This window comes from Streptomyces sp. NBC_01320 (assembly GCF_035974375.1).
Taxonomy (GTDB): domain Bacteria; phylum Actinomycetota; class Actinomycetes; order Streptomycetales; family Streptomycetaceae; genus Streptomyces; species Streptomyces yanii.
On the sequence record NZ_CP108390.1, the window covers coordinates 9,729,208 to 9,750,100 of the forward strand.

Annotated in this window: 15 protein-coding genes; 6 read left to right on the plus strand and 9 right to left on the minus strand. The window is 69.2% G+C overall.

Features of this window, described 5'->3' with window-relative positions:
- Positions 1-18: 18 nt before the first annotated feature.
- The gene (locus OG395_RS44140) at positions 19-996 is read left to right on the plus strand and encodes a phosphotriesterase family protein (protein WP_327247928.1); all 978 of its coding nucleotides are present in this window, start codon (positions 19-21) and stop codon (positions 994-996) included.
- On the opposite strand, the gene OG395_RS44145 is transcribed toward OG395_RS44140, so the two are convergent.
- Positions 972-1,940 carry a helix-turn-helix domain-containing protein gene (locus OG395_RS44145; protein ID WP_327247929.1) on the minus strand — a complete coding sequence of 323 codons (969 nt, stop codon included), beginning with the start codon at positions 1,938-1,940 and terminating at the stop codon, positions 972-974. The genes OG395_RS44140 and OG395_RS44145 overlap by 25 nt on opposite strands.
- 550 nt (positions 1,941-2,490) lie before the next feature.
- Between OG395_RS44145 and OG395_RS44150 the strand changes: the two genes are divergently transcribed.
- A complete protein-coding gene (locus tag OG395_RS44150; protein WP_327247930.1) occupies positions 2,491-2,856 on the plus strand; it encodes a hypothetical protein in 366 nt (121 codons plus the stop codon).
- A gap of 232 nt (positions 2,857-3,088) precedes the next feature.
- Here the strand turns inward: OG395_RS44150 and OG395_RS44155 are convergent, their stop codons facing one another.
- The 7 genes from OG395_RS44155 to OG395_RS44185 all read right to left on the minus strand — a co-directional run bounded on the left by OG395_RS44155 (position 3,089) and on the right by OG395_RS44185 (position 11,772).
- Entirely contained in the window at positions 3,089-5,524 is a 2,436-nt protein-coding gene (locus OG395_RS44155; protein WP_327249650.1) for a helix-turn-helix domain-containing protein, read from the minus strand.
- 229 nt (positions 5,525-5,753) lie between these two features.
- The gene (locus OG395_RS44160; protein WP_327247931.1) at positions 5,754-6,707 is read right to left on the minus strand and encodes a carbohydrate kinase family protein; all 954 of its coding nucleotides are present in this window, start codon (positions 6,705-6,707) and stop codon (positions 5,754-5,756) included.
- Positions 6,704-7,693 (minus strand): zinc-dependent alcohol dehydrogenase family protein, encoded by a 990-nt coding sequence (locus OG395_RS44165; protein WP_327247932.1) that lies wholly within the window; start codon positions 7,691-7,693, stop codon positions 6,704-6,706. Before OG395_RS44165 ends, OG395_RS44160 begins: the two co-directional genes overlap by 4 nt.
- The gene (locus tag OG395_RS44170; protein WP_266988873.1) at positions 7,690-8,577 is read right to left on the minus strand and encodes a carbohydrate ABC transporter permease; all 888 of its coding nucleotides are present in this window, start codon (positions 8,575-8,577) and stop codon (positions 7,690-7,692) included. Before OG395_RS44170 ends, OG395_RS44165 begins: the two co-directional genes overlap by 4 nt.
- A complete protein-coding gene (locus OG395_RS44175) occupies positions 8,574-9,560 on the minus strand; it encodes a carbohydrate ABC transporter permease (protein WP_327247933.1) in 987 nt (328 codons plus the stop codon). Before OG395_RS44175 ends, OG395_RS44170 begins: the two co-directional genes overlap by 4 nt.
- The gene (locus tag OG395_RS44180; RefSeq protein ID WP_327249651.1) at positions 9,557-10,882 is read right to left on the minus strand and encodes an ABC transporter substrate-binding protein; all 1,326 of its coding nucleotides are present in this window, start codon (positions 10,880-10,882) and stop codon (positions 9,557-9,559) included. The genes OG395_RS44175 and OG395_RS44180 overlap by 4 nt, the downstream gene beginning before the upstream one ends.
- A 128-nt stretch (positions 10,883-11,010) precedes the next feature.
- Complete coding sequence (locus OG395_RS44185; protein ID WP_327247934.1) at positions 11,011-11,772, minus strand: DeoR/GlpR family DNA-binding transcription regulator; 762 nt, start codon at positions 11,770-11,772, stop codon at positions 11,011-11,013.
- A gap of 385 nt (positions 11,773-12,157) precedes the next feature.
- Here OG395_RS44185 and OG395_RS44190 point away from each other — a divergent pair, with 385 nt between their 5' ends.
- Positions 12,158-12,919 carry a DeoR/GlpR family DNA-binding transcription regulator gene (locus tag OG395_RS44190; RefSeq protein ID WP_327247935.1) on the plus strand — a complete coding sequence of 254 codons (762 nt, stop codon included), beginning with the start codon at positions 12,158-12,160 and terminating at the stop codon, positions 12,917-12,919.
- Positions 12,920-13,213: 294 nt separating this feature from the next.
- On the opposite strand, the gene OG395_RS44195 is transcribed toward OG395_RS44190, so the two are convergent.
- Positions 13,214-13,750 carry a RidA family protein gene (locus OG395_RS44195; protein WP_327247936.1) on the minus strand — a complete coding sequence of 179 codons (537 nt, stop codon included), beginning with the start codon at positions 13,748-13,750 and terminating at the stop codon, positions 13,214-13,216.
- Between the two features lie 606 nt (positions 13,751-14,356).
- Between OG395_RS44195 and OG395_RS44200 the strand changes: the two genes are divergently transcribed.
- The 3 genes from OG395_RS44200 to OG395_RS44210 all read left to right on the plus strand — a co-directional run bounded on the left by OG395_RS44200 (position 14,357) and on the right by OG395_RS44210 (position 20,746).
- On the plus strand, positions 14,357-16,606 hold the full coding sequence (locus tag OG395_RS44200; RefSeq protein ID WP_327247937.1) for a helix-turn-helix domain-containing protein: 2,250 nt from the start codon (positions 14,357-14,359) through the stop codon (positions 16,604-16,606).
- A 130-nt stretch (positions 16,607-16,736) separates the two neighbouring features.
- Positions 16,737-17,420, plus strand: a complete 684-nt coding sequence (locus OG395_RS44205; protein ID WP_327247938.1) for an alpha/beta fold hydrolase — start codon at positions 16,737-16,739, stop codon at positions 17,418-17,420.
- Between the two features lie 218 nt (positions 17,421-17,638).
- A complete protein-coding gene (locus OG395_RS44210) occupies positions 17,639-20,746 on the plus strand; it encodes an ATP-binding protein (protein WP_327247939.1) in 3,108 nt (1,035 codons plus the stop codon).
- Positions 20,747-20,893 lie beyond the last annotated feature (147 nt).

Consider the following 20,893-nt stretch of genomic DNA (forward strand, 5'->3'; position numbering starts at 1 on the left):
GCCCGAAGGGCCACCCCCATGACCTCGTCCTCCCCCTTGCACACCGTCCGCGGGCCCGTGGCGGTCGGCGACCTCGGCACCGTCCTGATGCACGAGCACGTCTTCGTCCTGAGCGAGGAATTCCGGCGGAGCATGCCGGAGACCTGGGACGAGGAGGAGCGCGTCGCCGACGCCGTGACCCGGCTGAAGGCCCTGGCCGCCACGGGCGTCACCACGATCGTGGACCCCACCGTGATCGGGCTGGGGCGGGACGTCCGTCGCGTCGCCCTGATCAACGAGCAGGTCGATCTGCACATCATCGCCGCCACCGGCATCTACACCCTGGCCGACGTACCGGACTTCTTCCGCTACCACGGGCCGGGGACGATGCTCGGGGGCCCCGAGGGCATGACCGACCTGTTCGTCCGCGAACTCACCGAGGGCATCGCCGGCACCGGCATCAGGGCCTCGTTCCTCAAGTGCGCCATCGAGGACGAACTCACCCCGGGCGTGGAGCGGGTGATGCGGGCGGTGGCCCAGGCCCACCTGCGCACCGGAGCGCCGATCACCGTGCACACCAACGCGGCCGCCCGTACCGGACTGACCGCGCAGGAGGTCCTGCGCAGCGAGGGCGTGGACCTCGGCGCGGTCGTCATCGGGCACAGCGGCGACACCGCCGACCTGGACTACCTGCACCAGCTCATCGACAACGGCTCGTACGTCGGCATGGACCGCTTCGGCCTCGACGTCCTGCTCCCCGCTGACCAGCGGGTGGCGACCGTCGCGGCCCTCGCCCACGAGGGACTGGCCGACCGGATGGTCCTGTCGCACGACGCCTCGTGCCACATCGACTGGTTCCCGCCGGGCGTGCGCGAGGAGATCGCCCCGGACTGGCACCACACCCACCTGCACGACCAGGTGCTCCCCGCGCTGCGCTGGTCCGGCGTCACCGAGGAGGAGATCACCACCATGCTGGTCGACAACCCGCGCCGCTACTTCACCCCGCCGGGCGCCTGACCCGCCGGCGGCGGGAGGGCGCCGTGCCGGGCCTCGCGCGGCGTCATGCCGAACTCCTGCCGGAACGCGGTACTGAACGACGCGTGGCTGCCGAAACCGCAGGCGTGCGCGATCCCCGCGATCGACTGCCCCGCCCAGCCCGGACTGGACAGCCGCGTCCGGGCCAGGAGCAGCCGTTCCCGGCGGATGAGGTCGCGCGAGGTCGTTCCCGCATCCCGCAGCACTTGCTGGATGTAGCGGGTCGACCAGCCCAGTGCGCGCGCGATGCCCGCGACGTCCAGGCCGTCGTCGCCGGCGTGGCGGCGGACGTACCGGCGGATGTCGGCCTCGACCGTCGCTCGCTGCCCGGAGGGAGCCGAGTCGACGGCGCCCTCCGCGGCCAGGCACACCAGGTCGAGCAGCCGCTCGCAGGCGAGGTCGAACGGCACCTCCGAGAGCTGCTCCCGCTCCTCCTGCAGCGCGGTGACCATGGTCCGGATCACCCGGCCCAGGCCACTGGCCCCGCTGAACAGTTGCGGCTCGCGCGAGACCGTCGGGCTGCGGGCGAGGACCTCCCGACCCGGCACGATCAGTGAGATCGAGCGGAGGTCGGCGTTGTGCGCGAAGGCCATCGGCCGGTCGATGGAGCACAGGGCCATGGCGCCGGGCGCGATCTCGCCCGAGGCCGGCCCCTGTTCCACCCAGGCGGTCCCGGCCAGCGGGACGAGCAGTTCGTACGTGCCCCGCGGATCGCTCCCGATGTGCCGGGACGTCCGGGTGACCGTCTGCTGTCCACCGGTGCACAGGGAGATGGCGTAGCTCTGCGAATGCTGGCAGTCGAGCCGCCCGGTCCACGGGGCGGTACGATCCGCCACCGCGACGCGGCTCGCTCCGTGCAGACCGGTGAACGCGTCGTTCCAATCGCTGACCGAGGGAACGGGACCGACCGCAGTCAACTGGTACATGCCAACATCCTCGCCCATGGGGCCGGGCAGCGTAACCCGTTGTGGAGCCCGGCCGTTGGACCGCGCCGGAAGGTGAACCCATGGATCTGGACGCGGATGTACACGCACGGGCCGAGGACGCCGCGCTCACCCGTACCACTCCGCCGGTGGGGGATTTTCGATCGCTTGGTCGCGGACCGGGCCGCATGGTGCGCGGATCCGGTCCGGCCATCCGGACTGCAGCGACCGACGGCTCCTGGCGCGCCGCGCCACCGGCCGCGACCGATCGGCGGAACTGACCTGCCCAGGGGGGATTCTTCCCGTCGGGGCAGAGGACGCCGTTGAACGGGCAAGCTCCAACAGGTTTTGGTCCTGCGGCCGACGACCGCGGCAATCATGAACTGCACCGGGAAGCCGGCTCCAAGAGGTGTCGGATCTCCGGCGTCAGGCCATGCCGTCCCGGTGGACGTCCTCGATCTGACGAACTGTACGACGGTGGAAGCCTGGGTAGCCCGTGAGCCGACCCGTCGGCATCGGCTTCCGCGACGACTTCCCGAGAAAGGGTCTCCCCATGAATCTGGCCCCCCGCATGAAGCGTGCCGCAGCCGCCGCCGGAGCCACAGCTGTCGCCGCCGCAGGAATGGTGATGGGGGTGGCGGCCCCGGCGTCCGCCGCCACCAGCACGAGCACCATCTGCGCGTCCGGCAATTACAGGGTCCACTTCGAGTTCCCCCAACAGGGCACCTCCGGCGACGTTTCCCGGGGAGTGTGCCAGGTCGTCCCGCTGCAGTCCGGTACCAGCTACGTCAAGATCTGGGGCTACTGGAACACCAACCCCGGCATGTTCTACGTCGGCACCGGGCATCCCCAGAATCCGGGTTCGACCACCTTCTACGCCGGGGGCACCACGACCAGCCCCTACCTCACCTTCGGCTGACCGGTTGTGCCGCCGGGGGGTGGGATTCCCCGGGGGCTCCGACCGTCCACGAAGCCACCGTGTGCGAGAACGATGGTCCTGATAGTTGCCATGGTCACTCCGGACCTGGAGGGACAGCGCCTTGACGTCTGTCCCGGTGCACACGAGCCAAGTCGAAAAGACGCGGCCGGGCCACGCAGAACAGCACGCCGAAGTACCCGCCCGATCTCCGCGGGCAGCACCTTGGACGAGGTCAGCGGGCGGCGGTCGCCAGAGCGTGGCAGCGGCTGCTCGCCCCGGTGTCACCGATCGCTTCGAAGACCTGCGCCGCCCGCGCGTAGGCGCGGCTGCTCTCGCCGGTCCGGCCTTCGCCGGTCAGAAGAGCAGCCAGTGTTTCCAGGGCCCCGGCCTGCCGGTAGTCGGACATCTGGAGCGTGTCCATGAGGTCGATTCCCTCGCTGAGCGTGGTGATCGCCTCCGCACGGCGGCCGAGGTGTCCGAGGCAAAAGCCGATTCGCATCAGCGCAAATGGCCGGCTGTGCGTTGCGACGCTCGGTGTCATCCCCGACTCCGGGTCGTCCAACAGAGTGAGCAGTCCGAGGTATTGCTCCAACGCTTCGGTGTAGCGCCCTTCGTCGAGAAGGCAGTTGGCGATGCAGGCGAGGCTCTGGACGTAGGAGTCGATGTCGCCGATGGTCTTGAACATCTCCGCTGCCCGGGAAGACGACGCGACGGCCTCCTCCAGTCGGCCGAGCATGAGCAGTGCCGAAGCGGTGTACTCGTGTGCCCAGGCGATCTGCGCCGTGGCACCGCCCCGGGTGGCCAACTCCAGCGCCTCGGCCGCATACCGCAGTACAGCCTCCGCGTCGCTGGGCGGCACCGAATGAACCCAGGCCAGATAGTTCAGCTGGGTCGCCTGCTGCGCCAGGTCGCCGAGGGCGGCGGCGGCCTCCGCTCCCCGTGTGAAGACCTCCTGCCAGTGCGGGCTGTGCGCCCACCGTTCGGAGAACCAGTGCATCGACTCCGCGCAGTCGAGGACGAGGGTGTGCCGGCCGCTGCCGGCCGAAGCCCGCATCGCCCCCAGCCAGTTGTCCACGTTCACCCGCAGCCACCAGTCGGCCTCCTCGACGGAGGACGGGACGGCGAGATCGGGGTCGGGCCCGTCGGGACGGCCGTAGCCGGGTTCGAACCACCGCCCGGACAGCGTGGCCATCCGCAGCAGCCACGACGTCACCTGTCCCGTCAGCACCTCGCACTCGGCCACGGCCTCCTCCTCGTGGAGCCGACCGCGGGCGAACAGGCGGACCAGGTCGTGGAAGCGGTAACGGCCCGCGGCGCTGTCGTGCAGCAGGCCGAGGTCGACGAGGTCGTCGAGAGCCTCCCAGGCATCCTCGTTCGGCACCCCTCCGGCGACGGCCGCCAGGGTGGCGTCGAAGTCCTGTCCCGGTACCACAGCGAGTCGCCGGAACATCCGCCGCGCGGAATCGGCGAGTTGCTCGTACGACATCCCGAACGCGTTGGCGATCTTGAGATCGCCGGCCTTGAACTGGTCCAGTCTGCGCTCCTCGTTCGCCAGCCGGGCGGCGAGTTCGGCGGCGTCCCATCCGGGCCGGCTGACCAGGCGGTTCCCGATGATCCGCAGCGCCAGAGGCAGACCGCCACACAACTCGGAGAGCCGCGCGAGGGCCGATTCCCCGTCGGATGCGGAGCGTTCGCCCAGAATCCCGGTCAGCAGTTGCGTGGACTCCTGCAGCGGCAGGGGCCCGAGGATGAGCCTGCGGACGCCCTCCAGACCCGACAGCAACCGCCGGGAGGTGATCAGCGACCTGCCCACGCCCCCTCCCGGCAGCAGCGGGCGCACCTGGTTCTCCGACGCGGCGTTGTCGAGGACGACAAGGACACGCCTGTCCCTCAGCAGCGACCGGTACAAGGAGGCGCGCCCCTGGATGTCCCCCGGGATCTGCTGGTCCGCGACACCGAGCGCACGCAGCAGCAACTGCAAGGCGTCATCGGCGGCCAGAGGGCGCTGGGACATGCCGAACAGGTCGAGGAAGAAAACCCCGTCGGGAAAGCTCGGCCGTACCGAATGAGCGGCATGGACGGCGAGCGTGGTCTTCCCCAGGCCCGCGGACCCGGTGATGAGCCCCACCACGCCGACACCCGGCGAACTCTCGGCGTACACCAGCTCGCTCACCCAGACCAGTTCAGCGGCACGGCCGGTGAAGTCGTCAACCGACCGGGGAAGTTCACACAGACCCGTCGGACGCGTCCAGTGATCCCGTAGCCGGCCCTCGCGCGCCAACTCGAGCAGCCGCTTACGGGCATCGCCCTCCAGCGCGAGCGCGTCCGCCAATGCGGTCACGGTCCGATGCTGAGGCCCCCTGCTGCGGCCGCGCTCCATGTCCGACAGAGTCCGAGCACTCACCCCCGACACCTCGGCCAACTTCTCCAACGTCAGACGAGCCGCGCGCCGATGACTGCGTAAAACCTCCCCGAAACCGAGACGTCCAGTGATGGCGCCACACCCCCTCAGCGGCGAAGGCACCCCTCGCCGCAATCTTGCACATAACGACTCTGACCGCGCACGTTCTACCACCAACGACCCATACCGGGGAACCGTATCGGCAACTGTTCGCCTGCACCCCATGCCACCGGACACACCGCTTCGTACCGTCCACCGACCAGTCATGAAACTGCCGACGCACACGTCGGCGACGTCCGAATAGGCCACCGGTGCGGACTGCGCGCCGGAGATCACCGTCGTCAAATTCCCCTGCACCCATGAACGGGACGCCGCCCACCTCAGAGCACTACTCGCTCCGAACGTGGAGTGCTCTTGCCCCACCGACTTGATGCAGTCATGACCACACAAACCTACTGGTCTCCGACCTTGACCAAACACATAGGGCACCCACCGATCACTCCACGTCCACTCCCGCCCGGCCGCACACGGCCGCCGCGACCGACGCCGCGTACTGCAGTGCCTCCCCGGCCTGTACGGCGGTCAGGACGGCAGGGCCGTCGCCCCGTAGGGCCCCGCTGCCGACGAGCCGCGCCAGGACCGCCGCCATGAAGGCGTCGCCCGCCCCGATGGTGCTGGCCACAGTCACCGGCACGGCCGGTACGGAGACGTGGATGTCGCCCGGCAAGAAGGCCGAGCTGCCCTGAGCACCGCGGGTCAGGAGCACCAGGCGCCCCTCGGCCGCCAGCTTGCGGCAGGGTGTCTCGGGGGTGTCGCCGGGCCAGAGTTGGCGGGCATCCTCGTCGCTGACCTTGACGATGTGGCCCAGCGCGCACAGCTCGCGCAGGCGGCGCAGGCTGCTCGCCGGGTCGAGTGTGCGGTCCGTGCGGACGTTGGGGTCCACCGCGAGCACCGAGTGGCGTGCCGCCGCGCGGGCGGCGGCGAGCACGGCCTCGGATGCCGGGGGTACGACGGCGGCGAGGCCGCCTATGTACACGGCGTGAAAGTCCCCCAACTGGTCTGTGAAATCCGTCAGTTCGAAGGTCGCCGTGTTCTGGAGGTGGAAGTGGTAGCGCGTCCCCTCCGGGCTGGGGTCCGCCACGGCGAGGGCCGTGGGTAGGCTGGAGCGCGCGCAGAGGTCGAGCTCCACGCCGGCGGTGCGGAGCCGGTGCTCGCTCCGGCGGCCGAAGTCGTCATCGCCCAGCGTGCCGGCGAAAGCGGTACGGACGCCCAGGCGGGCCAGATGTGTGGCCACGTTGGCGGGTGCGCCGCCGGGCTGCGGGCGCAGGGTGCCGTCCGTGGCCGGCACGAGATCGGTCAGTGCCTCGCCCATGACGAGGACCGTTCCTTCGCGGTGCGGCGCGGCCGTCTGGCCGGGGACCGGCACAGGCTCGTGGTTGAGGCCGCTCACGGCTGCACCACGATCTTGCGTCCCTGGCCCGCCTTGAAGCGGTCGATCGCTTGGGGGTACTGCTCCAGCGGCAGTCGGTCGCTGATGAAGACGCCGGGGTCGAGGATGCCGGTGGCGAAGAGGGCCGCGGCCCGCTCGAAGCTGTGCAGGACGGCCATCGAGCCGGTGATGGTGATCTCCTGGTTGTAGATCTTGTACGGCTCGATGATCGCGGTCGTCGCATAGTCGGCGACCCCGAACTGCAGGAACGTACCCCCCTTGGCGACGCGGCGAAGACCGTCCTGGATGGCGGCCGCATTGCCCGTCGCGTCGACCACCACGTCCCAGCCGCCCGGCCGCTCCAGCTCGGCCGCCGCCGAGGCGGAACCGGAGACGCCCAACTGCCTTGCTGCGTGGAGGCGTTCGTGGTTGACGTCGACGACGTCGACCGTGGCGGCACCGGTGCGCTTGGCCAGCTCCAGCATCATCAGGCCCATGGTGCCCGAGCCGTAGATCAGCACCTGGGCCCCGAGTGTGCCGCTGAGCACGTCGTAGCCGCGTACCGCGCAGGACAGCGGCTCGATGAGCGCGGCATCGCGTGCGTCGATGTGCTCGGGCAGCCGCACGCAATTGGCCACCGGCGCCAGGGCGTACTCGGCAGCGCCGCCCGGAACGGTAACCCCGATCGCCGCCCACCGGTCGCAGAGGTTGCCGCGTCCTGCGCGGCAGGAGCGGCACTCGTGGCAGTGCAGGGAGGGATCGACGGCGACCTGGTCGCCGATCGACAGTTCGGTCACCTCGGCGCCGATGCCGACCACCTCGCCCGCGAACTCGTGGCCCGGGACGATGGGCAGCGTAGGGGCGAACTCGCCCTGGAGGATGTGCAGATCCGTCCCGCACAGACCGCACGCGGCCACATCGACGACCACTTCACGGGGCCCCGGCGTGGGGTCGGGGAGCGAGGTGACCGACACCTTGCCGGGCGCCTCGACGATTGCTGCCCTCATTTGACGGCTCCAAGGGAGAGGCCCTGGACAAGCTTGTCCTGGGCGGCGAAACCGGCGGCGAGTACCGGCAAGGACACGACGACCGAAGCGGCACAGAGCTGAGCGAGGAACAGGCCCTGGCTGGTGACGAATCCGGTCAGGAAAACGGGCGCCGTCTGCGCGGTGACTCCGGTCAGTACGCGGGCGAACAGCATCTCGTTCCAGCTGAAGATGAAGCAGATCAGCGCGGTGGCCGCGATCCCCGGCGCGGCGATGGGTGCGACGATCCGGGTGAGGATCGTGGGCAGCCTGGCCCCGTCCACCTGGGCGGCCTCGATGATGGACACCGGCACATCGGCGAGGAACGACTGCAGCATCCAGACCGCGATCGGCAGGTTCATCGATGTGTAGAGGATGACCAGGAGCCAGATGTTGTCCAGCATCCCGGCGTTCTTGGCGAACAGGTAGATCGGCAGCAGCCCCGCCACCACCGGCAGCATCTTCGTGGAGAGGAAGAAGAACATCACATCCGTCCACTTGCGGACCGGCCGGATGGACAGGGCGTAGGCTGCCGGCAGGGCCAGGGCCAGGACGAGAGCCGTGGAACACAGGCTCGCCGTGGTCGAGTTGATCAGCGAGGGCCACGGGTCGGCGCCCCCACCGGCGCCGAAGAACCTCTTGTAGCCGTCCAGTGTGAGCGCGGCGCCGAGCGAGGGTGGGTTGGTCGCCGCGTCCGGCTCGGAGTGCAGTGAGGTCAGCACCATCCAGGCGACCGGCAGGCAGAAGACGATGCCGGCGCACCAGGCGACCACACCGAGCCGGGCCGAGCGGCGCCGTGCCTTGCGGGCGGCGGGCGGGAGCGGTGCCTCGCGGCCGGAAGGACGTGCGGTGGTGAGCGCGGTCATCGGCGGTTCACCTCTTCGTTGAACAGGGACGAGACCACCCGCAGCGCGAACGTCGCGATCACGATCGTGCCGATCACGACGAGCACCCCGGCCGCCGAGGCCAGTCCGTACTCGTGGGCCTGGTAGAAGGTCTGGTAGATGGTGTATGGCAGGTTGGCGGTGCCGAGGCCGCCCGAGGTGATGGTGAACACGGCGTCGAAGTTCTGCACGATGTAGATCGAGCCGAGCAGCACACCGAGTTCGAGATAGCGGCGCAGATGCGGCAAGGTGACGTACCGGAACATCTGCCATTCGGAGGCCCCGTCGAGACGGGCCGCCTCCATCACGTCCGGCGGCCGGCTCTGCAGCCCGGCCAGCAGGATCAGCATCATGAACGGCGTCCACTGCCACACCAGCGCGCCCTCGACGGCGAGCAGTGGCGAGTTCGAGATCCAGTCCGGCTGTGTGGGGGTGTCGTCGCCGAACAGCCCGGCGACCCACGTCCACGCCCCGTTGAACAGCCCGTACTCGGGGTTGTAGAGGACGTGCTTCCACAGCAGCGCCGCGGAGATCGGGACCAGCAGGAATGGTGTGATCAGCAAGGTGCGTACGAAGCCCCTGCCACGGAACGTGCGGTCCATGAGCAGCGCGAGCAGCAGCCCGAGGACCACGGACGCCACGACCACGGAGGCGGTGAGCAGCATGGTGGTGAAAACCGACTCGCGCATGGCGGGGTCGGTGGCGACCGTCTTGTAGTTCTCGAACCAGCTGAGACTGCGGGCGTCGGGGTTCAGGGAGTTCCAGTCGAACAATGAGATCACCAGGGTTGCCACGAATGGCAGTTGGGTGACCGCGATGAGGAACACCAGGGCGGGCAGCAGTGGTGCACGGGTCGCCCAGGCACGGGCGGCGGACGGCTGCCCATTCCTCTTGGAGTGCTTCGCCTGCGCCGTGCGCCGGGGCGTAGCGGCCGCCGGTGGGGATGCGCTGACCGATGTGGTCACTGGTACTCCTTCGCGACCTTCTCGGCGAGCGCCTGGCTCTTCTCCAGGGCCTCGGCGACGGACTGGCGGCCCGCGATCGCCGCACTGACCTCCTGCGAGACCTTCGTGCCCAGGTCGGTGAACTCCGGGATGCCGACGAACTGGATGCCGGGTGCGGGGCGGTCCTGGACACCGGGGTCATCGGGCCGCGCGGAGTCGATGGCCTGCAGGGTCACGTCCGAGAAGGCCGCGGATTCCTTCTTGTACTGGGGGTTCTGGTACGTCGAAGACCGCTTGCCGGCCGGAACGTTGGCCCAGCCGATCTGCTCGCCGACCAACTCCTCATACTTCTGGCTCGACGCCCAGGAGATGAACTTCCAGGCGTTGTCGGTGTTCTTGGAGGCCTTCTGGATGCCCCAGGCCCACGTGTAGAGCCAGCCCGAGCTCTCGGTCTTGTCCACCGGGGCCTGGACGTACCCGATCTTGCCCTTGACGGGGGAGTCCTTGGCCTCCAGGGACCCGGCGGCCGCGGTGGCGTCGTACCACATGGCGGTCTTGCTCTGGGTGAGGTTGTTGAGGCACTCGGCGTAGCCGGCCTGCGGAGCGCCCGCCTCGCCGTGCTCGCGCACCAGGTCCACATAGAACGTGGTGGCCTTCTTGAACTCGGGCGCGGTCAACTGCGCCTTCCAGTCCTTGGTGAACCAGGTGCCGCCCATGGTGTTCACGACGGTCGTCAGCGGGGCCATGACCTCGCCCCAGCCGGGCAGCCCGCGCAGACAGATGCCCTTCATCCCCGGCTTCGCGCCGTCGGCCCGGGCCGCGAGGTCAGCGACCTGCTGCCAGGTGGGGTGCTCCGGCATCGTCAGGTTCTTCTCGGCGAAGACGTCCTTGCGGTACATGAGGAAGGACGATTCGCCGTAGAAGGGCTCGGCGTACAGCTTGCCGTCGGCCGCGGTGAGGGACTTCGTGAGCGGTTCCAGGATGTCCTTCTGGTTGAAGGCGGTGTCCTTCGCGACGTGTTCGTCCAGGGCGTGCAGCCAGTCGTTCTTCGCGTAGATGGGGACCTCGTAGTTGCTGATGGTCGCGACGTCGTACTGGCCCGCCTGGTTGGAGAAATCCTGGCTTATCTTGTCGCGGACGTCGTTCTCCGGCAGCACCGTGAAGTTGACCTTGATTCCGGTGTCCTTGGTGAAGTGCGCCGCAGTGAGCTTCTGCAGCTCCACCATCTGCGGGTTGTTCACCATCAGTACGTTGATGGTGTCGTCGCCGGAGGCGGCGGTGCCGCCTGCACCGCTGCAGGCGGCGAGGAGCACGCCGGCGGCGCCGGCCGCCGCGATGCGCATGCCGATGGCATGGCGTCGGCTCCGGGGCGTGACCTGGGGACGCGTGACGTGGGGACGATTCTGGACAGGCATGGCGGCCTCCTGCGGGTGACTGCTGCGGGTTGAAGTGGATTACTGGGCGGGTGTGTTCACACCCGGATGACCTGGGGGCCGAGCAAGGAGTAGCGCTGGGCCTCGGCCGACTGCAGGCCGGTGTCGGTGACGATCGCCTCGACGTCCCGGACATCGGCGAAGCGACAGAAGCTGACGGCGCCGAACTTGGTGTGCGCGCCCACGAACACCCGGCGCCGAGAGCCGCGTACCGCCTGGCTCTTGACCTCGCTGACGGCCGGGTCGGGGGTGGTCAGACCGTACTCGCGCGAGATGCCGTTGGCGCCGATGAAGCACAGGTCGAGGACGAGGCCGGAGAGCATCCGGGAGGCCCAGTGGTCGACCGTGGCCAGTGTCGAGGGCCGCACCCGGCCGCCGAGCAACAGTACGGTCGTCTGCTCCGCGTCGGTCAGGGTGTGGGCCACCGCCAGGGAGGCGGTGACCACGGTCAGCGGACGGTCGCGGGGAAGCGCGGCGGCGATCAGCTGCGGGGTGAAGCCCTCGTCGATGAAGACCGTCTCCGCCTCGCCGAGCAACTGGGCGGCCGCCGCGGCGATTCTGGTTTTCTGCGGAACATTGCGGGTGGTCCGCTCCACGAGGGTCGTCTCGAAGCCGGCGCTCTCCACGGGCCGGGCGCCGCCGTGGTTGCGGCGGATCAGTCCTTTCCGTTCCAGCGCATGCAGGTCCCGGCGGATCGTCTCCCTGGCGACGGTGAACTCTGCGGCCAGCTCCGCTACTTCCACGGATCCCGAACTTCGAGTGATGCGCAGGATCCTCCGTCGGCGTTCATGGGTGTCCACGCCACACCTTCCAACCGGGGCTATGTCACTGCCCGTTCGGGCCTGTGGGATGTTTGTACTAGTGCTTTGACAGCGGTGACCAGACAGTTCGCCGTGCGCATGCTGCCCGTTCATGCCCGATTGCCGGCCCCCGTTTCTGCTGATCAGGTGGCTGGCGGCGGTTGGAGCGGGCAACATCGCTGCCCGTTGGAGGTAAGGGCCGGGCCCACTCCTTGCCCGTTCGATCTTGGTGAGATCTCTCTGACGTGCCGCAAGTTCTGGTCATCCTGCCGATGTTCACCGTGTGGCGCGTGCCACATCATGGGTCGTGGTTGGGCCGTTCAGGCATCCAGCGAGGCCCCGGACGCCGACCCGGGGCCTCCCTAGCGTCGAAGTGGTGAGGGCTGTGACAGCCGAAGACCGTCGCCATGCGATTCTCACGGTCGCCCGCCGTGAGGGAGCAGTGGAAGTCGTCGCTCTGGCAGAGGAGTTGGAGGTCTCCCTGGAGACCGTCCGCCGCGATCTGCGGGTCCTCGAGGAGCACGGGCTCGTACGTCGCACGCACGGCGGCGCCTACCCGGTGGAGAGCGCCGGGTTCGAGACGACCCTCGAGGCCCGCACCGTGCGCTACGTACCGCAGAAGGCCCGGATCGCGCAGGCGGCCGCCGAGCTGCTCGGCGAGGCGGAGACCGTCTTCGTCGACGAGGGCTTCACGCCTCAGCTGATAGCGGAGGCCCTGCCTCGGGACCGTCCGCTCACCGTCATCACCGCGTCGCTTGCGACCGCTTCCGTGATGGCCGCGCGGGATCAGGTCCAAGTGCTGCTGCTCGGGGGGCGGGTGCGGGGCGGCACGCTCGCCACGGTCGACCACTGGGCCACGGAGATGCTGGGCGGCTTCGTCATCGACCTGGCGTACGTCGGGGCCAACGGGATCTCCCGTGAGTACGGGCTCACCACCCCCGACCCCGCGGTGGGCGAGGTGAAGGCGCAGGCGGTGCGTTCGGCGCGGCGTCGGATCCTCTCCGGGATCCACACCAAGTTCGGGGCCGTCAGCTTCTGCCGGTTCGCCGAGGTGCGGGAGTTCGAGGCGATCGTGACCGACACCTCGCTGCCCTCGGCGGAGGCGCATCGGTACTCGCTGCTCGGGCCTCAGGTCATCCGCGTATAGCACCCTCGTCGGGGCACAGGGACCGTCGGCAACCTGGCCGCCGTGAACCTCGACCAGATGGCCAAGGGCGTGAAGTGCGGCCTCAAGCAGATCCAGTAGCGACCGCATCTGGTCGACGGATGCCTCAAGGGAACCGGCCTGATCGCGGGCAGCTGACCGCGATCAAGCCGGCATCACGCATTCAAGTTCAGCAGCGGCGTCCGGAACCGTCTTGCCGGTCCGGGATGCCGCAGGCAATTCGCGAACCATGGTCGAACTGTCGTCAGAAAATCGCTGGAAGGAACGAGCTCGCGCCTATGGCAGGGCTCGGCAGGCGGTCACCTCGATCTCAATCATGAGTCCGGGAACGAGCAGTTGGTTGACTTGGATTGTCGTGGAGGTCGGGAAGGGGCCGTTGGCATAAATACCCTTGCGGTACGGCAATGCCCCGACCAGGGCATTCATGTCAGTTACATACATATTCTCGCGGACAACATGTCGGAAATCGAGAGCGTACTTGCCCAGGCTCTCCTTGATACGCTGGTAGATGAAGGTCATCTGGGCGGGCAGATCGCCGGGGGAAATGCAGTTGAAGTCCTTGTCGAGGGCCGCTGTGCCCGACAGCCAGACGGTGTTGTCCACCCGGATCCCTTGGGAATACCCGAGGGATCTCTGCTGGGATTCCCAGTAGTGGAAGAGATCGGTTCTGCTGGGCGCTGCCGATGCCTCGGGTGCGGCAAGTTGGCTGGCAACGGTGGCCACTCCTGTGAGGCAGGCGCCAGCGAGGAGGCGGCGGCGGACGAGGCTGTTATTGGGGGACTCGTTTGGAATGGACTCACCTCGGGCACTCATCACTGCTTCTTTCCTGTTATGAGGGTTGATACAGATCAGCCCCTACCGGCGAGTTGACATGCGGTCGTGTGGAATTGGCGGGCGACGGCATGCCGAATTCGCTGTGGAAGGCGATTGGGCCGAGAGTTTCACTCCGGCGACGCGGAGCGTAGATCGCCTGTGTGAGGCCCGTCAAGGCATGGGGAGTGATTCTTTTCGCTCCTCAACTGGATTCGGGTTCGCAAGTGAGAGCCGAAGGGCTTCACCTGGCGGGACTACCGCGACCTCATCGTGCGCGCCCGGTACCCTCGACCGCCTATCGGCGATGTCCAGCCTCGTGCCAGGTCCCGCGATGGGCGTTGGCTGGGGCGATGCCATGCTTGCGGATGTGCCCCCGGAGCTGAGGCGCGGGCAGGGGTGGGTTCGTCAATACCGCTCCTGTCTTGCGGTGGTGGCTGGGTAGTTGCGGCGACAGTCGGTGCCGCCAGGGTCATCGTCGCCGTCGAGCGCGCGCATTCTTCGCCTGAACTCCTGGAATCTTCCGTTTTGTTGAGTAAGCTGGCCTGCGGCTGGGCCCCGACGGACCAGGTGTGATACAGCGGAGAAGGAGTGCTCCTCATCACTGCCATGCCCCCCTTCGCGGAACTGCTTCGTCGTCATCGGCATGCGGCGCGCCTGACGCTGGAGCAACTCGCCGAACTTTCGGGCGTCAGTGGCCGCACCCTGTCGGACATGGAGCGGGGACGCAGCAGAGGGCCTCAGCACCGCACCGTCACCGCCCTCGCAGACGCACTCGCACTGGAAGGGGCCGACCGCAAACAACTCATCGAGCTGGCACGCGACGGCCGCCTGCGGGATCACTGGAAGCGCCCGACCGGCCTGTGCGAACTCCCGCGAAACATAGATGACTTCGCGGGCCGGGCCGCGGAACTGGCCTGGACGCAGAACCTTGTCCGCGACGAGGACTCGGCGGCCGTCGCCGCTGTGGGACTGATCACCGGTCCTGCCGGTCTGGGCAAAACCGCGTTCGCCATTCATGCCGGCCACACCCTGCGCCCGGACTTTCCGGACGGGGTGTTCTTCCTTGATCTGTTCGGCATGTCCTCGCGCCCTCTGCCCGTTGACCAGGCCCTGGCGCAGCTGCTCCGTGCATTGGGTGTCCCGGACCAGCAGATCCCTCCTGACATTTCCGAGTGCGCTTCGTTGTACCGATCGCTGCTGAGGGACAGACGCGTGCTGGTCGTGCTCGACAACGCCGCCTCGGAAGAGCAGATCCGCCCACTGCTGCCAGGTGGAGGCCTGGGCAGAGCGTTGGTGACCAGTCGTCGGCTGCTGGCCGGCCTGGAGGGCGTGCGCCGCCTGAACCTGGGCCCCCTGCCCCTGCTGGACACCACCCTCCTGCTGACCGGGATCACGAGGGACCGCGGCGCCTCGGACGGCGAGTCAGTGCTCACTCAGCTCGCGCAGCTGTGCGGCGGCCTGCCCCTGGCAGTGCGGATCATCGGCAACCGGCTGGTCAGTCGCCCCGCATGGAGCGCCGCCGAACTCGTCACCCGGCTGGCCGACGACGAGCGCCGTCTCGACCAGCTCAAGGCAGGGGACCTCAAGATCGCCAACGCGTTCCGGATGTCGTACGAGCAACTCGCGCCGTCCGCACGCAAGGTCTTCCGCCGACTCGCTCTGGTGACCGGCCACGACTTCGACGCCGCCCTCGCCGCGGTGGTCGGCGAGATCTCCGTCGAGGACGCCTGGGACGTGCTCGATGAGCTGATCGACCTCGGCCTGCTACAGGACAGCGGGGCGGGCCGCTACCGCTTTCACGACCTGGTCAGGCTGTTCGCCCGCGAGCGGCTCAAGGCCGAGGACCCGGCGGCTGAGCGGGAGGCGATCGGGGGGACGATGACGTCCTGGCTGCTGCGGATGGCCACCACCGCCGGGCGATGGTTCGAACCGGCTTACGGCCACCCCGACCAGCCTGACGCCGACCTCGCCGACCTGTCTTCGGAGGAGGAGGCCGATCACTGGCTGCGCGTGAATGTGGACAACTGGCTGGGTGCGTTGGGGACGGCAGCGAGCGACGGCCGGCACTCCGCCGTCCTCGACTGCGTGGAGTCGTTGGACTGGTTCTCCGACCGCTGGATGCACGCGCCGCACTGGCACGAGGTCTTCTCCCTCGGTGTCGAGGCCGCTGCCGGCCTGGGCGATCCGGTCCGGCAGGCCTGCCAGCTCAACTCGTTGGCCTGGGTCCATCTGCTGCCGCGCGACGACCCGGAGACCGCACTGCGGTACACCACCGAGGCGATGGACCTCGCCACGCGCAGTGGCTCCACGGCAGAAATCGCCTCCGCCCTCCACCACGCGGGAGGCGCGCTGCGTAGACTCGGACGGCTTGACGAGGCCACCGCGTCGGAGACCCGGGCGGCGGAGATGTTCAAGGCCAACGGCGATTTCGACGCGTACTGCCATTGCCTCGGCGCCCTTGGCACCTGCCTTCGTGACGCCGGGCATCACGCCGAGGCCCTGGAGCGGTACCTCGACCTGTGGGCGTTCCTGAATGACGCCGGGTCGGGGGTGACGCCGAGCGTGGCGGCGTTCGTCCGTCCCATCGCGCTGGCCCGTGCCGGCGAATGTCTCGGACTGCTCGGCCGTCGGCCCGAAGCGATCACCAAGCTCGTCGAGGCGATCGGACTCATGGAGCAGGCTCAGTCGCACGTCCCGCAGGCCCACGCCCTGGAGACATTGGGGTCCTTGCTCGCCGACGAGGGCCGCAAGGACGAGAGCAGCCGTGCTTACGCGAGGGCGGCCGAGGTGTTCGAGGCGGTCGGTGACGCCGATGCCAGCCGCCGCTGCCGCGACCTGGTGTCCACCGCACCCTGACGCGTCGAGCCGTGTTCGGTGCGCAGAACTTCTGCGTGCTGTTCTGCGTGGTCTCACCACTGCCGGGCGCGTTGACTGGAGCCAGTCGGACGGGCCTGTGGGGGCCTGTCCATCCAACCGGGGAGAGCGCATGTCGACCATCGGGAACATCGTGCTCGTGCACGGTGGCTTCGTGGACGGATCCGGCTGGCAGGGCGTCTACGACGAGCTCGCCAGGGACGGCTTCCGCATCCGGATCGTGCAGAACCCGACGCTGTCGCTCGAGGGTGACGTCGCCGCGACCCGCCAGGTGCTGGACACGCTCGACGGCCCGGCCGTCCTGGTCGGCCACTCCTACGGCGGGGTCGTCGTCAGCGAGGCCGGTATGCACCCCAACGTCGCGGCGCTGGCATACATCGCTGCTTTCGCCCCGGACAAGGGGGAGTCGGTCGGCACGCTCATCGCCGACCCGGCGCCCGGGGCGCCGGTGCCGCCCATCCTGCCTCAGCAGGACGGCTTCCTCTTCCTGGACCGCGACAGGTTCCACGACGCCTTCGCCGCCGATCTGCCCGAACAACAGACCGCGTTCATGGCCGACGCTCAGGTCCCCTGGGGCGTGGACGCCCTCAGCGGGGCGGTCACCGAACCGGCCTGGCAGCACAAGCCCAGCTGGTACCTGGTCGCCACCGAGGACCGCATGATCCCGCCGCCGGCCCAGAGGGCCATGGCCGAGCGCGCAGGCTCGACCGTCGTCGAGGCCATCGGCAGCCACGCCGTCTACGTCTCGCAGCCCGGCGTGGTCGCCGGCCTCATCCGCGAGGCCGCCACCGTCTGACCGGAGGAGCGGACGCGGCGCTCCGCGCGGCGACTTTGCCCTCCCGGAGCGGCACGACGGCGCAGATGGCCTGGAAGCGTCGGGCCAGTCCCTCCAGTCAGGACTGATCACGGGGACGGTCAGGGACATCGTGCCGACGGCCGACGGCCACCGGGTGGCCGTCGTGCAGAGCCCGAGTCGACAGTGCGGTCGTCCTGGTTGGTCATGTGTACGGCGGCATGGTCATCACCGAGGGGATCGCCGACCCGCCGACCGCCGCCCGGCGCACCGGTCCCGCCGATCCCAAGGCGACCGGGTCGGCATCGGCCGGGACCACGCTGACCGACTTCTCCCGTTCCGGCCACGCAAACGCGGGCCGCGGCCGGCTCCCGCCCTTCGGCCGTCGCGGCGCATCTCGCATCTCCGACCGCTTGCAGGTGAAAGTGATGATCAACCTTCTTCAGACACCCTCTACCAGCGTTTCCGCGACGGCCGGCACATCCAGCGTCGTCCCGATGGCCGAGCACGTCATCGCTCAGAGCGGGCCCCATGGCGGCACCGGCGGTCTCGTCGGGCGATCGGCGGAGCTGGCGCTGGTCGACGCGCTCCTCGCCGAGGCGGCAACACGGAGTGCCGCGCTGTTCCTGACCGGTGCGGCCGGAGTGGGCAAGAGCGCGCTGCTCAATGGCGCGGCGCGGCGGGCGGAGCAACGTGGATTCCGTGTGGTGCGGGCTGCCGGAGCGCAGTTCGATCAGCATGTCGGTTTCGCGGGGCTCAATCAGATCCTGCTGCCGTTGGCGGGAGAGCTGGCTTCCCTGCCGGCGCGGCAGGCGCGCACCCTTCAGGTGATTCTTGGCCTTTCGGCGGGTGAACCGGAGGAGCTGTCGGCTGTCGCGTACGCGGTGCGGGGTCTGCTGTTCCGGATCGGTACCCGGAGCAGCCCCCTGGCACTGGTCATCGACGACTACGCATGGCTGGACCGGCCCAGTGCGGTGGTGCTGGGTACGGTCGCCCGCCATGCCGGCACCGGGCGCGTTGCGCTGCTGGCCGCCTCCCGGCGGGACGAGGCCTTTCTCCCCGACACGGGGACGCAGGTACACGAAGTGCCGCCCCTCGACGCGAAGGCGGCGATGAAGCTGGTGGCGGAGCGCTTTCCGGCCATGACCTCCACGGTTCGCCGACGGGTGCTCGCGGAGGCCGGGGGGAACCCCCTCGCGTTGCTTGAGCTGCCTGTCTCGCTCAGTCTCGCGCAGCAGACGCAGCGACGTTCTCTGCCGATGGTCCTTCCGCTCACCGAGCGCTTGCGGATGATCTTCTCCGAGCGGGTCAGGGCCCTGCCGGACGCCACACGGAAACTGCTCCTGCTGGCGGTTCTGGACGACACGGGCGACCTGCACCTCCTGCCGCGGACCGGCGACGGACCAGGGACTCTCACCGAGCTCTCTCCTGCCGAGCGTGCGGGGCTGGTGCGGGTCGACGCCCGAGCCGGGCGCCTGGTCTTCCGGCACCCGCTGACCCGCTCGGCCGTCATGGAACTGTCGACCAGCGCCGAGCGCCGCTGGGCGCACCGGGCGCTCGCCGACCTACTCCCGGAAGGATCCGAACGTCGAGCCCTGCACCTGGCCCGCGCCACCGTGGGGCCGGACGACCAGGTGGCCGCTCTGCTGCACGAGGCCGCCTACACCACCCTGCGCCGCGGCGACGCCGTCGGCGCTGTCTCCGCCCTGCTACGCGCCTCGGAGCTCAGTAGCTCAGGTACAGCCAGGGGGCGGAGACTGGCTGAGGCTGCCTGCCTGAGCGCCAACGTCACCGGCGACCTGCGCAACGTACGCGCACTTCTCGACGATGCCGCGGCCGTCGATCCGTTGGGCGGCACGCCCCCGGCTGCCGCCGCGGCGGCAGCCGGGGAGCTCCTCAACTGGGACGGTGACGCGGACGGCGCCTACCGGGTGCTGGTCGGAGCGATCACCGACCACGCCCCCGAGGGCCCGGCCGATGACATCATGCTGCGCGAGGCACTCCACACCCTGCTCATGGTGTGTTCCTTCAGCGGGCGGCCGGAACTGTGGCAGTCCTTCGACACGATCCTGGCGCGATTCCGCCCGCACGCCCCCGACCCCCTGCTACTGGTTCTGCGCGGCGCCCTCGGCGACCCGGCCCACGCGGCGCTGCCGGTACTGCCCCGCCTTGACGCACTGATCTCCGGACTCAACCGGCAGACCGACCCCACTCGCATCGTCCGCACGGCCACCTGCGCCGCCTACGTCGACCGCCTGCCGGGCTGCCACAGCGCATTGCTGCGCGTCGTCGAGGACGGCCGCGGCGGAGGAGCCGTGGCCTCGGCCATACCGGCCCTGCTCCTTCTGGCCGACGACGCCTACGCCAGGGGACGGTGGGACGATGTCGCCGAACTGACCGACGAGGCCCTGCACTGGTGCGCGTCCCATGACTACCGACTCCAGGCCTGGCCAGGCCGTCTGCTGCAGGGCCTGCTAGCCGCCGCACGCGGTGACGACGAAGTCGCCCGGAGCATCGCAGACCGCCTCGCCTCCTGGAGCAACCCCCGCGGCCTGGGCGCGCTGCGCGTCTACTCATCGCACATCAAGGTTCTGTCCGCGCTGGGACGCGGCGACTTCGACAGCGCCTACCGGCATGTGACATCCGTCAGCCCGGCGAGCCGGCCGGCGCCGCATGTCCCGCACGCACTGTGGCTCATCTGGGACTTCACCGAGGCGGCGACCCGCACCGGTCACCACGCCGAGGCAGCCGCACATCTGGCGGCCGTCCGGGACGCCGGCATCCCCTCCATCTCACCACGTCTGGCCATGATCACGGAGGCGGCGACCGCCCTGGCCGACCCGTACGTCGTCGATCGCGATCTCTTCGACAAGGCCATCGCCACACCCGACGCAGAGCACTGGCCCTTCGATCTGGCCCGGATCCGCCTGGGTTACGGCGAACGACTCCGCAGAGCCCAGGCGAGCGTCGCGGCACGCCCCCACCTCGAGGCCGCCCTGTGCACCTTCGAACGCCTCGGAGCCGCCCCGTGGAGCGCACGCGCGGCCGGCGAGCTGCGGGCAAGCGGCCAGGCCGCGGCCCCTGTCACGCCCGTAGCGGGTGTCGAAGCGCCGCTGACTCCGCAGGAATGGCAGACCGCCCAGCTCGCTGCCACGGGGCTCACCAACAAACAGATCGCCGCCCAGCTCTTTCTGTCCCACCGCACCGTGGCCGCCCACCTGCGCAGCGCCTTCCGCAAGCTGGACATCGCCTCCCGCGGCGGGCTGCGCGACGCGCTGACCGGCCTTGATCAGCTGGCCGTGGACAGCCCCGTACGTCGGGCCGTCTGAGCATCTTTAGGCCATTTGGTCGAAGCCGGTGGGGGACGGCACTGCCTAACCTGGGGTGTCATACAAACCTGTGACCAACAGCGGGAATTCATGAGCAGAGGCACGAGCCGCCATCATGCGGGGCACTGCGCACTCCGTTGAGAGAGC

Bases quoted from the DNA above. Each gene is read 5' to 3' on its own strand.
- OG395_RS44140 (WP_327247928.1), top strand. From the start codon at position 19: ATGACCTCGTCCTCCCCCTTGCACACCGTCCGCGGGCCCGTGGCGGTC.
- OG395_RS44145 (WP_327247929.1), bottom strand. From the start codon at position 1,940: ATGTACCAGTTGACTGCGGTCGGTCCCGTTCCCTCGGTCAGCGATTGG.
- OG395_RS44150 (WP_327247930.1), top strand. From the start codon at position 2,491: ATGAATCTGGCCCCCCGCATGAAGCGTGCCGCAGCCGCCGCCGGAGCC.
- OG395_RS44155 (WP_327249650.1), bottom strand. From the start codon at position 5,524: ATGACTGGTCGGTGGACGGTACGAAGCGGTGTGTCCGGTGGCATGGGG.
- OG395_RS44165 (WP_327247932.1), bottom strand. From the start codon at position 7,693: ATGAGGGCAGCAATCGTCGAGGCGCCCGGCAAGGTGTCGGTCACCTCG.
- OG395_RS44170 (WP_266988873.1), bottom strand. From the start codon at position 8,577: ATGACCGCGCTCACCACCGCACGTCCTTCCGGCCGCGAGGCACCGCTC.
- OG395_RS44180 (WP_327249651.1), bottom strand. From the start codon at position 10,882: ATGCGCATCGCGGCGGCCGGCGCCGCCGGCGTGCTCCTCGCCGCCTGC.
- OG395_RS44195 (WP_327247936.1), bottom strand. From the start codon at position 13,750: ATGAGTGCCCGAGGTGAGTCCATTCCAAACGAGTCCCCCAATAACAGC.
- OG395_RS44200 (WP_327247937.1), top strand. From the start codon at position 14,357: ATGCCCCCCTTCGCGGAACTGCTTCGTCGTCATCGGCATGCGGCGCGC.
- OG395_RS44205 (WP_327247938.1), top strand. From the start codon at position 16,737: ATGTCGACCATCGGGAACATCGTGCTCGTGCACGGTGGCTTCGTGGAC.
- OG395_RS44210 (WP_327247939.1), top strand. From the start codon at position 17,639: ATGGTCATCACCGAGGGGATCGCCGACCCGCCGACCGCCGCCCGGCGC.